General features: G+C 38.8%; 14 protein-coding genes. 13 read left to right on the forward strand and 1 reads right to left on the reverse strand.

What is annotated here, in order from left to right; all coding sequences use genetic code 11:
* Nucleotides 1-2 precede the first annotated feature (2 nt).
* From urtC to CUU64_RS14940, 12 genes are all read left to right on the forward strand, one after another.
* Nucleotides 3-1,073 carry an urea ABC transporter permease subunit UrtC gene (urtC, locus tag CUU64_RS14890; protein ID WP_101634379.1) on the forward strand — a complete coding sequence of 357 codons (1,071 nt, stop codon included), beginning with the start codon at nt 3-5 and terminating at the stop codon, nt 1,071-1,073.
* The gene (gene urtD, locus CUU64_RS14895; RefSeq protein WP_101634380.1) at nt 1,042-1,785 is read left to right on the forward strand and encodes an urea ABC transporter ATP-binding protein UrtD; all 744 of its coding nucleotides are present in this window, start codon (nt 1,042-1,044) and stop codon (nt 1,783-1,785) included. The genes urtC and urtD overlap by 32 nt, the downstream gene beginning before the upstream one ends.
* 2 nt (nt 1,786-1,787) lie before the next feature.
* A complete protein-coding gene (urtE, locus tag CUU64_RS14900) occupies nt 1,788-2,483 on the forward strand; it encodes an urea ABC transporter ATP-binding subunit UrtE (protein ID WP_101634381.1) in 696 nt (231 codons plus the stop codon).
* A gap of 132 nt (nt 2,484-2,615) precedes the next feature.
* Entirely contained in the window at nt 2,616-2,780 is a 165-nt protein-coding gene (locus CUU64_RS22065) for a hypothetical protein (protein ID WP_180954616.1), read from the forward strand.
* Nucleotides 2,781-2,983: 203 nt separating this feature from the next.
* Nucleotides 2,984-3,652, forward strand: coding sequence for a hypothetical protein (locus CUU64_RS14905; RefSeq protein ID WP_101634382.1), 669 nt, complete (start codon nt 2,984-2,986; stop codon nt 3,650-3,652).
* A 69-nt stretch (nt 3,653-3,721) separates the two neighbouring features.
* Nucleotides 3,722-5,248 carry a glycine betaine uptake BCCT transporter gene (locus CUU64_RS14910; RefSeq protein WP_101634383.1) on the forward strand — a complete coding sequence of 509 codons (1,527 nt, stop codon included), beginning with the start codon at nt 3,722-3,724 and terminating at the stop codon, nt 5,246-5,248.
* Nucleotides 5,249-5,399: 151 nt separating this feature from the next.
* On the forward strand, nt 5,400-5,633 hold the full coding sequence (locus CUU64_RS14915) for a hypothetical protein (protein WP_101634384.1): 234 nt from the start codon (nt 5,400-5,402) through the stop codon (nt 5,631-5,633).
* A 902-nt stretch (nt 5,634-6,535) separates the two neighbouring features.
* Entirely contained in the window at nt 6,536-7,552 is a 1,017-nt protein-coding gene (locus CUU64_RS14920; RefSeq protein WP_101634385.1) for a LacI family DNA-binding transcriptional regulator, read from the forward strand.
* Nucleotides 7,553-7,650: 98 nt separating this feature from the next.
* The gene (locus CUU64_RS14925) at nt 7,651-8,760 is read left to right on the forward strand and encodes a substrate-binding domain-containing protein (RefSeq protein ID WP_101634386.1); all 1,110 of its coding nucleotides are present in this window, start codon (nt 7,651-7,653) and stop codon (nt 8,758-8,760) included.
* Nucleotides 8,761-8,823: 63 nt separating this feature from the next.
* Entirely contained in the window at nt 8,824-10,317 is a 1,494-nt protein-coding gene (locus tag CUU64_RS14930) for a sugar ABC transporter ATP-binding protein (protein ID WP_180954617.1), read from the forward strand.
* Nucleotides 10,318-10,320: 3 nt separating this feature from the next.
* Nucleotides 10,321-11,328, forward strand: a complete 1,008-nt coding sequence (locus CUU64_RS14935; protein WP_101634388.1) for an ABC transporter permease — start codon at nt 10,321-10,323, stop codon at nt 11,326-11,328.
* An 18-nt stretch (nt 11,329-11,346) separates the two neighbouring features.
* On the forward strand, nt 11,347-13,338 hold the full coding sequence (locus tag CUU64_RS14940) for an oxidoreductase (RefSeq protein ID WP_101634389.1): 1,992 nt from the start codon (nt 11,347-11,349) through the stop codon (nt 13,336-13,338).
* A gap of 344 nt (nt 13,339-13,682) precedes the next feature.
* On the opposite strand, the gene CUU64_RS14945 is transcribed toward CUU64_RS14940, so the two are convergent.
* Nucleotides 13,683-13,988, reverse strand: a complete 306-nt coding sequence (locus CUU64_RS14945) for a helix-turn-helix domain-containing protein (RefSeq protein ID WP_180954618.1) — start codon at nt 13,986-13,988, stop codon at nt 13,683-13,685.
* Nucleotides 13,989-14,767: 779 nt separating this feature from the next.
* Here CUU64_RS14945 and CUU64_RS14950 point away from each other — a divergent pair.
* Nucleotides 14,768-15,310, forward strand: coding sequence for a helix-turn-helix domain-containing protein (locus CUU64_RS14950; protein WP_101634391.1), 543 nt, complete (start codon nt 14,768-14,770; stop codon nt 15,308-15,310).
* Nucleotides 15,311-15,330 lie beyond the last annotated feature (20 nt).

Below are 15,330 nucleotides of genomic sequence, written 5' to 3' on the forward strand. Positions count from 1 at the left end.
ACGTGAAAAAACTTACGTATTCCAACTGGATCATTTTTCTCGCCCTGTTTCTGGCCCCGTTTTATTTAACGGAATTCCGGCTTTCGTTATTAGGGAAATTCTTAACATTTGCAATCATCGCGATTGGCATCTCCCTAATCTGGGGTTATACCGGTATTTTAAGCCTTGGACATGGGGTGTACTTTGGGATCGGTGGCTATTGCATGGCCATGTATTTAAAAATGGAAGCAGCAACTGGTTCACTTCCTGACTTTATGAGCTGGAGCGGTATCGCCTCTTTGCCATGGTTCTGGAAACCATTTGACAGTTTTGGCTTTGCTTTGGGTGCTGCGGTCTTGTTGCCTGCATTCTTAGCTGCTGTTATTGGTTATTTAACGTTCAAAAACCGAATCAAGGGTGTTTATTTCTCGCTGATTTCGCAAGCGATAGTAGTGATCTTCGTTACGTTGTGCATTGGCAACCAGCAATGGACAGGAGGAACAAATGGGCTGACAAACTTCCAGACGGTCCTAGGAATCTCTTTAACCGATCCTGTGACACAAATTATTTTATATTTTATCACAGCAGCAGTGCTACTTATGATTTTTCTCTTATCCCGTTATATCATTCAGACAAAGGCAGGGAAATTATTGATTGCTGTAAGGGATAGTGAAAATAGGGCGCGCTTCTTAGGGTATAACACCACCATCTATCAAGTACTGGTATATATACTTTCCGCTGCATTTGCCGGAATAGCTGGTGTATTGTTTGTCCTTCAAGTTGGATTGATTTCTCCTGAAATGATGGGAATTATTCCTTCCATTGAAATGGTGTTATGGGTAGCCATCGGCGGCAGGACTTCCTTGATTGGAGCCATTATCGGTGCGATTGTAACCAACAGTGCCAAAACCTTCTTTAGTGAAAATTATCCTGACTACTGGTTGTTTTTATTAGGATTTATGTTTATCAGTATTGTTTTATTCATGCCGAATGGTCTTGTCGGGCTTTATCACTCTGTACGGCAAAGACTAAGACGGCCCAAGGAAGTGGAGGAAATAAAAAATGAAGCAGATACTGTCATGCAAAGAAGTTGAAGTCTCCTTTGATGGATTCCGGGCACTTCAAGGGGTCAACTTGGAAATCCATCAGAATGAAGTGCATTTTTTGATTGGGCCGAATGGTGCAGGTAAGACGACTTTACTAGATGTAATTTGCGGAAAGACGAAGCCATTAGGCGGGGACATAATATTTAGCCAGCAAGAATCGCTAACCAGGAAGAAGGAATTTGAAATTGCAAGGCTTGGGGTAAAACGGAAATTCCAAACCCCTTCTGTATTCCTCGATTTAACTGTCGAAGAAAATTTAGAACTGGCAGTACTGTCATCCGAACGGACGGCCACTTTATTTAAAAGAAGATTGAATGCAGAATCAGTTAAAAAGGTAGAGGAAATTCTTCATTTTGTCGATTTGTATGAACTGAGGGCCATTAAAGCGGGATCTTTATCGCATGGCCAAAAACAATGGCTTGAAATAGGCATGCAGCTTGTAACAGATCCGTTGCTGCTGCTCCTGGATGAACCGATTGCCGGTATGAGCGGATATGAAAGAGAAAGGACTGGAAAGCTGATTCAGGATATTGCCAAGACATGTGCAGTAGTTATTGTGGAGCATGATATGGATTTTGTGCAGCAATTTTCAGAGATAGTTACGGTTATGAGTGAAGGGAAAGTTTTATGTAAAGGAACGATGGAAGAGGTTCGCCAAAATAAAGAAGTTGCAGAAATCTACCTGGGAAAGAAGGAATAGTTATGTTAACAGTTGATCATGTTGCGGCGGGCTACCAGGAAAGCCGGGTTCTCCACAATATATCCCTCCAGGTGGAAAGAGGCGAGCTTGTCGGCGTTCTAGGCCGCAACGGAGTCGGTAAGACGACTTTGTTAAAAACCATTATTGGACTGCTTACATCACAAGGTGGCACCATCTCTATTGACCATTTCAACATTACTAAGACCGAACCCGAAAAACGTGTGAAAAAAGGGATCGGATACATCCCCCAAGGCAGGGAGATATTTTCCACTTTAACTGTAGAGGAAAATTTATTGCTGGGTTTAGAAGCCCAAAATACAAGAAAACCATTACTTCCTGAAGAAGTCTTTCAATTATTTCCTGTCTTGCTTGAAATGCTTCAGCGAAAAGGCGGCGACTTAAGCGGGGGTCAGCAGCAGCAACTTGCCTTCGCGCGCGCCCTTGTCGGAAATCCTTCTGTTTTATTGCTGGATGAACCGACAGAAGGGATACAGCCTTCGATTGTATCTAAAATCCAAGAGGTTATTATTCAATTGGTCAAGGAAAAAGATATTGGCATCATTATGGTTGACCACAACATCGATTTTCTTTTGGAGAATGCGGACTATTTATATGTATTAGACCGGGGGACTGTAATTCTGGAAGGGAAGCCTTCCTCGATTGATGTAAACCTGTTAAAAACCCACCTAACTGTCTGAATTGTAGAGGAAGCAGTAAAAATACTATCCTGACAGAGGACCTTCACATATACTAATATATTCTTTGTTTTCATACAGAGTATTCCTGATTAAAAAGGAAATGCTAATCAAAAACTGAAACCTGGAGGCAATATGAAACAGGACGAAAAAGACAATAATAAAATTGATGAAGAGCTAGAATCTGTTGATATGCTGGATATGGTTCGCGTTATGGGTGCTGGTGGTGATATGGGAGAGATTACCCAAATTTTAAAAGAAAACAAAAGGGCGCACGACATAAAGGAAATAAATAAATGAGGGAGTACCAGCTTGAAAAAAGGCTGGTATTTTTATTTGCGGGATAAAATGACTAAAACTCCTGCGATGAAAGAGTTTAACAACATGTTTTTTCTATAAAAAGACATCCTAATAATAATTGAAATCACAAAAACTATGCACCAGCCCTCCACGCTTATTACTTATGTTAACCTTTTAAACTTAAATTGAAGGGGGATTTACTTTTGAAATTATATCAGGTAAGAAAAGGGCAATTTGTATATTTTAACAACGAGTTACACAGAGTATATGGAGTAAAACCAATGTTTAAGCTGTCTGTTCATCTTGTCAAGCTTAGGGACTTATCACAGCATATAACCAAAGCAGTTCATGTGGAAAAGTATATTCCAAAAGAGCTTGACAGCTTTATCTTTGATCATAAGGTCTATACGCTTAGAAATAATCAAAACCCTGCACCAGGAGATTATATTTTAATTAATAATCCGACACCCGACACACTGGACCATTATTCATTAAATGAAATTGAAGTGGTGGAAACTGTTGATAGAAAAGGGATCATCACCAGTGACTCTAATGGAATCAAGCATAATGAATATTTATTAATGGTACCTGGCCGTGCTCCTGACAGCCATCCCATAGATTATAAAGACATGATAAATTTTGAAGAAGAAAACCTGGAAGACACTGGCCAACAAATCATTCATCCTTACGGCGAGCTATCTACGCAGTTGGGGGATGTCTATAAAAAAAGGGATAGTGATGAGATTTTTGAAGCCATGGTAGTGGCAATCAAAGGGAAAACGATTTACCTTGGAGGTGGAGTGGAGCTTAAGCATGAAGAGTTGATGGATACCGATAAGTGGGAATTCCAATATAATCCGTTTAATACCTGAGCAGCCTTTTGATGGATATATATTTTTATTAAAAAACACAATAGTCTTCAACATTGCCAGGAGGTCTCCATGGATAACAACAAATTTAAAGAAAATAGTGTCTTTATTATCTCCTTATTGCTTACCCTCATTTTCATTCTATGGGGAGTTTTTTTTACAGAAAATCTTACTAAAGTGACCAACGCCGTGTATCAGGGCTCGATTGATTATCTTGGATGGGTTTATCTTGGGGCTACCCTATTCTTTGTGGTCTTCTCCATCTATTTACTGTTTTCCAAGTATGGCCATATCCGTCTCGGCAGGAAAACGGACAAGCCGGATTTCAGTACAGGTTCCTGGCTGGCAATGTTGTTCGGTGCCGGTATGGGTATCGGGATTGTGTACTGGAGTGTCGCTGAACCGGTCACTCACTACACAGCTCCTCCGTATGGAAAGCCTTATACCGCTGAGGCAGCCAACACCGCAATGAAATTCACTTTTTTTCATTGGGGCCTTGACCCGTGGGCGATATACACTGTTATTGGATTAGCCCTTGCTTTTTTCCAATACAATAAAAGACTCCCGGCGGCTATCAGTTCAGTATTCCATCCGATCTTAGGAGACAGAATCCACGGGCCAATAGGCAAAACGATCGATATTCTGTCTATCTTTGCTACAGTCTTCGGTATCGCAACCTCTTTGGGACTTGGGGCCATGCAGGTTACAGCCGGAATGCATGACATATTCGGCATTCCTAATACGTTATTTATCCAGTTGGTTGTGATCATCGTCGCAACAGTCCTTTTTATAATTTCCATTAATACCGGCTTAGAAAAAGGAATAAAGTATTTATCCAACGCCGCGATTATCTTATCAGTTGCAATCATGCTTTTGATATTGTTTGTCGGTCCTGCATTGACTGTCATTCAAGTTTTTTTTAATACAATGGGTCTTTATCTTGGTGACTATTTGGAAATGAGTTTAAGGTTAAATCCATTTGGCGATAAGGAATGGATAGCATCGTGGACATTATTTTACTGGGCATGGTGGATTGCCTGGGCACCATTCGTCGGCATGTTTATTGCCCGGGTTTCAAAAGGAAGGACAGTACGGGAGTTTGTGGTCGGGGTACTTATTGTCCCCACTCTCGGAACATGTTTATGGATGTCTGTATTTGGAGGTTCAGCGCTTGATCTCGTTCAAAATAAGGGAAATCATGAATTGGCCAAGAATATCGCTGAAAACGTAAACCTGTCCATCTTTACATTCTTTGATTATCTGCCATTAAGTACCTTGTTAAGCGTTCTGGGATTTGCTGTGGTCGCAATCTATTATATAACAGTTGCCGATACCGCAACATTCGTATTAGGGATGTTAAGTGAAGGCGGAACATTGAATCCTTCAAACAGAATTAAAATGACATGGGGTGTCATCCAATCTGCTGTAGCCGCTGTATTGCTATTGGCTGGAGGCTTAGACGTTTTGCAAACTGCTTCCATCGCAGCAGCCCTTCCATTTGCCATTATCATGGTAATCATGTGCTACTCCTTGCAGAGAGGGTTAAAAAACGAGGCAGAACTACAAAGAGGGAATAAAAGAAGTGTGAAACGTTCATAGAACTGGTTAACAAATTAAATGCACCTGAGTGGGTCGACGATTGGGAAAATAAACATCTTGAGATGTGATAAAAGAGTAGATATTTCTTTAACGTCCATAAATAGACTAACAACAAGGCGTACAAATAAAAACGTATAAAGGATGGACAACCATGGATATAAGATTAGATGTTGTTGATCATGGCTTAACAGATGTGATCATGAATGTTGAAGGAATTGACTATGAAATCGGCTCAGTGGAGGAACATCCTACAGCAGAGGGGTATTTTCGAGCATATGGCTATAATGGTTCATTATTAGAATCATCAAAAGATAATTTTGTTTTTGTTGACTTTGACAAAGCGGTAAATTCACTAATGGAAGCATTCGATGGAATGCCAAGATAGATGATACTCAACCCATAACCATGATCTCCGTGCGTGTGAAATTGATGTGACATTTGTTTTTGCATGAAAATCTGGGACTTCGCAACAAAAGCTGAAACTTTCGCAACTAAATATGGAATTTTACAATGAACGCGCGTTTCATACCTAAATATTGAATATCGTGACAAATTAAATGTGTCGAAATAAGTTTGTAAAAACATCTATAAGTTCTTATTATGAACTGGAAACGGGTGGAGTGCGACTTCACCCGTCCAAATCTGTGTTGTCCTAATATATTAAAGGTAATAAAAGGATTCCTCTTATAAATCTTCTGTAATAAAATCTTTCCACTAGTTGAACGTAGCAACCGTTTTTAAGACCTTACTTGATTAATTGAAACACCAGCTCAATACTTGTAGTATAACCAAGAAGGTAAATTATACCACATGGAGGAAAATCTGAATCAATGCTGCTGAAGACGGACAGGCAGGATTACATTCTGTCATGTTGCTTTCAAAGGCATTAGAATATATAAAAAATATATATAACAAAACAAAAACGAAAACGATTTCATCGTTTGATAACAAAATGTCGAAAAATGTTGTCAGAATTTTTGGAATTTATTTTATTGTTCTAATAAAATCAAGCATGCTAGGATGATTTAAAGGTTAGATATTTTCATTTTGCTGAAATCCATTTCATGAAATAAACAGTTAAATTACCAATCAAACAAAAGGAGGCAAATACTCAATAATAGGCAAGTTCTTTTATTTTATCTTTAAGTTTTACTATTTGAAATGCATTTCATGCTAATGAAATTGTAAAAAAAGCAATAAATAACTTCTGCTGGCGGGTTGGGGAAGAAGTGTTTAGAGAATGCATCAATGGTCTTTCCAAATCAATTGGGGTGAAAGGAATAGGAAATGGTTCGTATTACAGATGTCGCTAATTTGGCCAAGGTTTCTCCCGCAACTGTATCACGTGTACTAGGCAATGAGGTAAATGTTGCAGATGAAACTAAAAGAAAAGTGTTAGATGCCATTGATCAATTGAATTATCGACCTAATATTTTAGCTAGACAATTGCGTAGGATGGAAACAAAAACCATTATGGTAATCATTCCGGATATAACAAATCCCTTTTTTTCAAAGATTCTAAAAGGAATTGAAAATGTTGCACGCAAGAAAGGTTACAAAGTATTACTAGGTAATACAGACAATCAACCGAATCGTGAAAAGGATTATTTGGAACTGCTCCCTCAAAAGCAAATAGATGGAACGATTCTCCTTACGGCTAGAGTGGAACATGAATTTATAAAGGAATGGTCAGAACAGTACCCTGTAGTTTTAGCATGTGAGTATTTAGAAGGTTCATTTATACCTACTGTTTCAATCGATAATGTAAGCGCTTCCCGAAAAGCGACGGATCATTTAATAACATTGGGACACCGTCGTATTGGTTTAATTACTGGACCTATGGACAATATTTTAAGCCGTGATCGCCTGAAAGGGTATTATCAAGCCTTAGCCCATAATGATATACCGATGGAACCTTCACTTATACAAGAAGGTGACTTTTCTAGCAAATCTGGATTTAACATGATGCTTAAATTCATGGCGTTAGAAAAACCACCTAGTGCCGTATTTGCAGCAAGTGATGACATGGCAGTCGGTGCAATAAAAGCAATAAAACAGAATGGTTGGAGTATTCCAGATGATGTTGCCATCGTCGGGTTTGATGGAGTCTCACTTGGAGAAATTGTCGAACCGGCATTGACCACGATTGTGCAACCAATGTACCAAATTGGCTATAAGGCCATGGAGTTATTGCTTGAACTAATTGAAACAAAAGAATTGCCAAAAAAACAATTTATGCTTGATGACCATCTTATAATACGCGATTCTTGCGGAGCAAAAGCGGGTCGTAAATTTCAACTTTAACTACTTAATTTTTTATCAAAAAAGTCTTTCAGTAGATAAAATTAAACCCAATTTTGTAGACACTTACAAAAAAATATCTTTAATGAAGGGGATTAACTATGAAGAAAAAAATTGCTTATTCTATCTTAGCTGGATCGTTATTAAGTACGGGTATACTTGCAGGCTGTGCGGACGTAACTACAAAGGATAACTCATCAAATTCTGCTGCAACGGAGAAAACTGCGAAAGAGGGACTTGCAAAATTACCACCTTTGAAGGAAGAGCAAGCACTTGGTGAACCAGCTGGCGTAGAAAAATTGGAACTTACTTCTGCTGAGATTGAAAAAATTAAAGAGATGAAGCCTTATGTTGGTTATTCTGTTCACTTTGGAGATATCGCCTCAGAAAAAGTGATCGGGCAAGCTATTAAAGAAACAGTAGAATCCTTTGGAGGAAAATATACGTTAGTAGACGCTCAACGAAATTTAAATAAGCAAATCAGTGATGTTGAATCCTTAATCCTGAAAAAAGTGGATGGTGTAGTTGCCATTGGAGTAGATACTGCTGCCTTTGGCCCGGCCGTTAAGAAATTAAATGATGCCAAGATTCCTGTTGTATTAGGTGGAGGACCGCCAAATCAAGGAGAGTTTGTAAGTTTAGTAGACCCTGATGGTTATGGTGGGGGATTTGAAGCAGGTAAAGCATTGGTCAAAGAGTTAAAAGAAAAAGGAATTAAAAGCAAATCTTTAGCCACGGTTGGATTACGTTCTTACATATTAACCTGTGAACAAAGAGTAAGAGGCTTTGAAGATGCTGTTCGAGAGGAAGGTTATAAAATTGTAGCGAGAGGCCAAGCTGATACGGCTGACCAAGCTCAGCAGGAATTCGAAAATATTATGACGGCAAATCCGGATATAGTTGGAGCGTTTGGAGTTTATGAAACCCCTGCCCTAGGTATGGAAGCAGCTGTTCGTTCTTCTGGTCGTGATGATGTTCTTGTAGTAACACATGATCTAAGCGATCACCTTGCACAGGGCATGCAAAAAGAAGGTGGAATTGTTGTATTCACTTCTTCCCAGGATCTTTATGCTGAAGGAAAATATAAAACCCTTGCTTTGTTAAAGAAAATGGCTGGCGGTGAAGTTCCAAAATATGTAACGGTTCCAACACTTGCTACTTCATCTGATAATGTAGACGAAGTCTACGATAAAGTATTTTTTAATAAATAAGTTCTATCATCTAAATCGATTTGGGTTAGTACTCTAACCCAAATCTTTTAAGGGGGATTAATGTTGGAACAAAATGTACTGGAAATGAAGGATATAACAAAAATCTTCCCTGGTACAAAGGCTTGTGACAAAGTAGAATTCACCCTTCGAAAGGGAGAAGTTCATGCCTTGTTAGGAGGTAACGGGGCAGGAAAAACAACCTTAATGAAAATTCTTGCTGGTGTTTATAAACCGGAAGAAGGAAAAATAGTAATTGATGGCCAGGAAGTTGAAATCAATTCTAGAAAGAAATCTCAACAACTTGGTATCGCTATGATTTTCCAGGAATTAAGCATTCTGCCAAATCTTACGGTTGCGGCCAATTTGTTTTTATCGAGAGAAAAAACAAAAGGAATTGCGCTGAATGAAAGGGAGATGGAAGAAGAAGCAAAAGGCATTCTCGAAAGTATAGGACTTACTATAAATCCCGCTAAAAAAGTTAGCAGTCTAAGCATTGGTGAGCGTCAAGTAATCGAAATAGCCCGCGCAATCTCAAGTGAGGCAAAGATTATAGTTATGGACGAACCAACAACAGCATTAACAAAAGAAGAGCAGGAAAAACTATTTGAAGTTATTAAAACACTTAAATCCAGAGGGACTGCAATAGTATATGTATCTCACAGGATGGATGAAATTTTTGAGATATCTGATAGGCTGACTGTTCTTCGTGACGGAAAAAAAATTAAGACTGCGAATACAAAGGATATGGATACAAAACAGGTTATTAATATGATGATTGGCAATCAGCACTTCAATGAATTGGCTACTAAAAAGCAGATAAAGAGATTTTCAGGAACACCTGCTTTGGAAGTAAAAAACCTTTCATTTAACAAATATAAAAACATTAGCTTTGAGGTGTATGAAGGAGAAATACTCGGAATTGCCGGCTTGCTTGGAAGTGGAAGAACTGAGATTTTAAGGGCTATTGCAGGAATGGATCAAATCTCTTCAGGGATTATAAAGTTAAAAGGTAAGGATTGCAACATTAGAAGCATTCAGGATGCAATTAGAAATGGCATAATAATGGTGCCTGAAGACAGGAAAAATGAAGGGATTATCCCCGGCATGTCCATACAGAAAAACTTAACTTTAACTAATCTGTCTAACTATTTTCCAGGTGGAATTACCAAAGAAAAAAAGGAACAAGAAATAGCAACCGACAATATAGCTAGTCTTAACATTCAGCCACCCTATCGGAATAAACCTGTAGGGAAATTGAGCGGGGGAAATCAGCAAAAGGTCGTCATTTCTCGATGCCTAAATTTAAAACCAAAGGTGCTTTTATTGGATGAACCGACCCAGGGGATCGATATAGTTGCAAAAACTGAATTGCAGGTTTTGTTCAGAACTTTAGCAGAACAAGGGATGGCGATTGTCGTCGTTTCTTCTGAATTGCCGGAGCTTGTTGCTTTAGCGGATCGTACACTGATTCTTTATGACGGACAAGTCAAAAAAGTACTTGTTGGAGAAGAGATTAACGATAATAACATCCTTTACTACTCTACAGGGGGGGCTTAATCTATGACTCCGGAAATACAAAAACCAAAAATCGCTAAAGCACCTTTAGGAGAAAAAAATACATTAAAACAGTTTAGAAGTATATTGGGTCAATCGCAAACGATTATTTTTATAGGTTTGGTATTATTGGTCCTTATTTTCAGTTATCTTTCCCCACATTTTATGAGCTTTACCAATTTTATGAATATCGTTAGGCAAACAGCCATGATTGCCATTGTTGCGTTTGGGATGACTTATGTCATTATTGCTGGGGAAATTGATTTATCAGTAGGTGCAATCATTGGTATCACAGGTATGACAACAGCCATTGGTCTACAAACTGGATTAAACCCATTTTTGATTATAATTATATCCTTGCTCATAGGAGCTTTTATCGGGTTAATAAATGGTTTGATGGTTGTGAAGGTTCAGGTAACCGCTTTTCTGGCAACATTGGTCACAATGTCGATATTGCGAGGAATGTCCTTAGCATCAAGTCCTGGTTCAGCACCAATAACTATTAACTCAACTGTTTTTGTGGATTTGGCGACCATGAACATTGGCCCAATCCCGATTGTCCTTATTTATCTCGCCGCTATTCTATTGATTGCCCACTATACATTGAATAAAACTGTTTTTGGAAGACATATTTATGCTACCGGTGGAGGAGCACATGCAGCTTCATTAGCAGGAGTCAATGTAAAACGGGTGAAAATTATGGTGTTCGTAATCAGTGGATTGCTTTCTGCTTTTAGCGGACTTATTTTAGCAGGCCGTCTGTCAGCAGGCTTGCCCGACTCTGGAACAGGTTGGGAACTAGATGCCATTGCGGCTGCTGTTCTTGGTGGTACAAAGTTTAGCGGCGGCTACGGAACAGTTATCGGAGCATTGGGAGGAGCGTTAATAATTGGTGTTCTAAGTAATGGTCTTACTTTATTGGGTATGACATACGCTTATCAACTAATGATCAAGGGTGCCATTATTGGATTGGCAGTAGTTTTAGATATATGGGTACGTAGGGAAGAAGCTTAAAATTGGAGGGAAGCAGAGATGACTACCATCGAAATCGAAAAGCTGGAACCAAGTGGAGAAAAAAATAACTTTGAGCATCTTTTTAAACCAATTACATTAGGTAACGTCACCATTAAAAATAGAATCGTTTTTCTCCCGCATTTTAACGCTCTTGCGGCAGAGGATGGAACACCGACAGAACGCGATGCATTATATTTGGCTGAGCGGGCAAAAGGCGGTGCAGGACTTGTTATTATGTATGCAATCGCTTGTTCCCCATCCGGAAAAATGTCAGACCGCTTCTTACATGGTTGGGACCCCAATATTGTTCCAAAGCTTAAAATGTATTCAGAACTTGTTCACGAAAGCGGCGGAAAGATTTTTGGCCAGATTAATCATGGAGGACACACGACGTTAAAAAATCCACCCGAATTATTATATGCGCCTACTCAAATGCCGGAACCCTCAAGTCAATTTAATACAAAAGAAATGGAAATTGAAGACATTCATGAGGTGATCGAAGGCTTCGCTAAAACAGCGCTTCATTTTAAGCAGGCCGGCTTTGACGGAGTAGAAATTAAAGTAGCACATGACGGTCTGCTGCGTTCATTTGTATCTGAATTTTTTAACCGACGTACAGATGAATATGGCGGGACGTATGAAAATAGACTACGTTTGCCATTAGAAGTCATCGCTGCCATAAGGGAACAAGTAGGGGATGAATTCCCTGTAGGCATCCGTCTCTGCCTGGATGAATATACTACATGGGGTTACAATCTCGATTATGGCGTCAAGCTTGCAAAAACATTTGAAAAAACAGGCCAAGTTACATATATCAATACCGATGCAGGAACTTTCTCCAGCTTTCAGATGGAAATACCGCCTGCAGCAGTCCCAAAGGGATTTGCGGTACACATGAGTGCCGCTTTGAAAGAAAATATTAAGCTTCCTGTTGTGGCATTCGGACGAATAACAACACCAGAGCAGGCTGAAAAAATATTGGCAGACGGCCAGGCTGATATGATTGGAATGGCTCGACCGCTGATAGCTGACCCTGAGCTTCCAAACAAAGCGCTGACCGGAAATGCTGGAGATATAAGAGAGTGTATCAGCTGTAATGATGGATGTATTTATCAGGTTATGCAGGATAAGGCGATCCGCTGTATCCATAACCCGGCAGCTGGGCGTGAAAAAACCTTGGGTATTGGCACATTACAGCCGGCTGTTGAAAGAAAAAATGTTGTCGTAATTGGCGGAGGACCTTCAGGATTAAAGGTAAGTGAAATTGCGGCACTACGTGGCCATCATGTCACCCTTATTGAAAAGACTGACCGATTGGGAGGCCAGCTGCAGCTTGCAAGCACATTGCCTTATAGAGATCAACTCATTAAGGTTTCTGATCATCTTGTTAAACGAATCAATCGTTTAGGTGTTCAAGTTATGTACAACTCAGATGCTACCGTTGAGAGTGTTCTGGCCCTTCAACCTGATGCCATAGTTGTTGCCACTGGTTCGTGCTCCGCACAAATCAATGTACCAGGCTCGGAGCAGGACAATGTTTATAACGTTTATGATGTCTTGGAAGCAAGAGCAGTCATTGGGGAGAATGTCTTGATTATTGACGGAGGAGGTCAATTCAAGGGGGGGGGTCTCGCTGAACAGTTAGCCTCTGAAGGAAAAAACGTCAATATTGTTACCCCATTACTGTATGTAGGCCAAAACTTAGAGCCTAGCAACAGGACGATGCTGTTAGAACGTCTCTCAAAGATGAATGTAATTATGACTCCTCATCATGCATTGGTAGCAATAAATGGAGATCAGGCAACTATTAGGAATGTGTATTCAAACCAAGAGATAGAACTAAAAGGATACGATACATTTATTTACATCACATATAATCTTTCCAGACAAGATCTGTATAAGTCATTGAAAGGCAAAATTAATGAAGTATATAGGGTTGGTGATTCGGTTTCTCCAAGGATGATTGAGCAAGCCATCTGGGAAGGTGAAATGATGGGACGAAAACTTTAGTTTGGAGCTATTCTTCTAGAATCGCATTTTAATTTGGGAGCATAGGATGAACTACAAAATATGTGTATATGCTTTATTTTAAACAATAAAGTAACGGTGTATTCAAATCCAACCTACTATATTTTTATGTTAAGCATTGAAATCGAGATCCCAGCGATTACCCTACTTCTAACTGAAGTGGGGTTTTTGTTATATAATAAATAATCCACTGTATCTGAATACAGTGGATTGCATTTTAATATTATTTATTTTACTGCTGTCCAGACAATTCTCTTTGAAATATGATTTGCTATACCCTTTGTAGTCTTGAACGATTGGTAAAATAAACAATAATAGTAATTCATCTATTTCAGCTTGCGTAAGACTTTAAACAAATTAATCACTTCTTCTGGTCCTATATCGTGATTCTCAAAGTAATCAGTTACCTCTCTCCATTTTGTTTCTTTAGGAGATTCACTAGTAAAAAACTCATGGATTTGAACTTCTAGAATATCTGCCAGGTTGTAAAGAAAGAAAACACTCGGAATAGCTTCGCCACTTTCTAGCTGTGAAACGTAACCATTTGTTAATTCTAAGGTAGCGGCTAGCTGCTCCTTTGTAAGTCCCTTGTCTAGTCTTATCTGTTTAATTCTTTCTCCGATGTTATACATAACACACCACATACCTTTTTTTGTTTTAAAGTTGTTTCGCTTTAAACTTATTATAAAATTGTTATTTTAAAAGTCCATAAATATTCACCATTTATAACCTGAATCCTTTCAGTCATTTATAGGGTGAGTTAAAACTATTAAATGATACACTTTAAATCGAACATATGCCCCATTCAGAGAAAATTAGAAAATGAAATCGATGTATTTTGCTCTGTATAATTGATTTGATAGCTGTACCCCGAAAAAACCTTCAATAGTAATTCAATTGTGATTATTTCGTCCGCTAATACCCCACAATTAGAGTAGAACATATCGTCATCCAGTGGTCCTTCATCTTTATACATCTTTTAAAAGTTTCAACATGTTTTTACTGTTTTATGTAGATGAAACCTATTTCCATATTGTTCACCCATGCCGGGAGCACTAAGAAGAACTGCGCAGTGATAGCATTGTGCGTTAATATAACATTCCAACGGAGGAATAGAGAAACAAATAGAAGCCGATCGTTTAAAACAGGAAAAACGACAGCAAGAAACTGCAATATAAGGTTTGTGTGTCAAGATCTGGCAGTTGGTGTAATCTGTGTTAAAAGTCTTATAACATTCGCGAATTTTAATTTATTGAAATTTTCTTTCAATTACAATTTAATTATGGTAATATGAAACAAAATTACAGTATTACTAGAATTTTTACAAAATAATAAATATTTTCTGTAATACTGACTATAGTTTTATAGAACAAAAGCGGGAATATTGAGTCTTGCATAAAAGGAGCATGGTATGGATGAAATCTACCAAAAGATAAAGGATTTGAGGGTCAAAAATGGTTTGACGCTTAAGGAGCTGAGCGAGAAGTCAGAGCTTTCTGTTAGCTTCCTGTCACAAGTGGAAAGAGGGGCCTCCTCCTTGGCGATTACGTCATTAAAGAAAATTGCGGATGCGCTGCAGGTGAATATTACCGAGTTTTTTGAGGATTACTCGAATGCCAATTACATAATCAAGGAAAGTGAACAAAAGCCTTTTCAAATAGAAGGTTCTCAGTTTACATATACCCGGTTAAGCGGGGAATTCCAGGGAAGAAATATTGAACCGCTCCTGGTAACCTTGGCGCCGAATCAGAAACAGACCCAGAATTATAGCCATCCTGGCGAAGAGTTTTATTATGTCCTAAAGGGTGGAGCGCTTTTTAATGTGGATGGAAAAGAATATTTTGTCCGAAAAGGGGATTCGATTCATTTTCCTTCAACATGCGCTCACTTTGTCGAAAATCCTTTAAATGATGAAACAACCTTATTATGCGTGTTGACACCGGTTATTTTCTGACCGTGCTAGAGAAAGAGTTT

This window comes from Bacillus sp. V5-8f, from assembly GCF_002863565.1.
Lineage (GTDB): Bacteria > Bacillota > Bacilli > Bacillales > DSM-1321 > Peribacillus.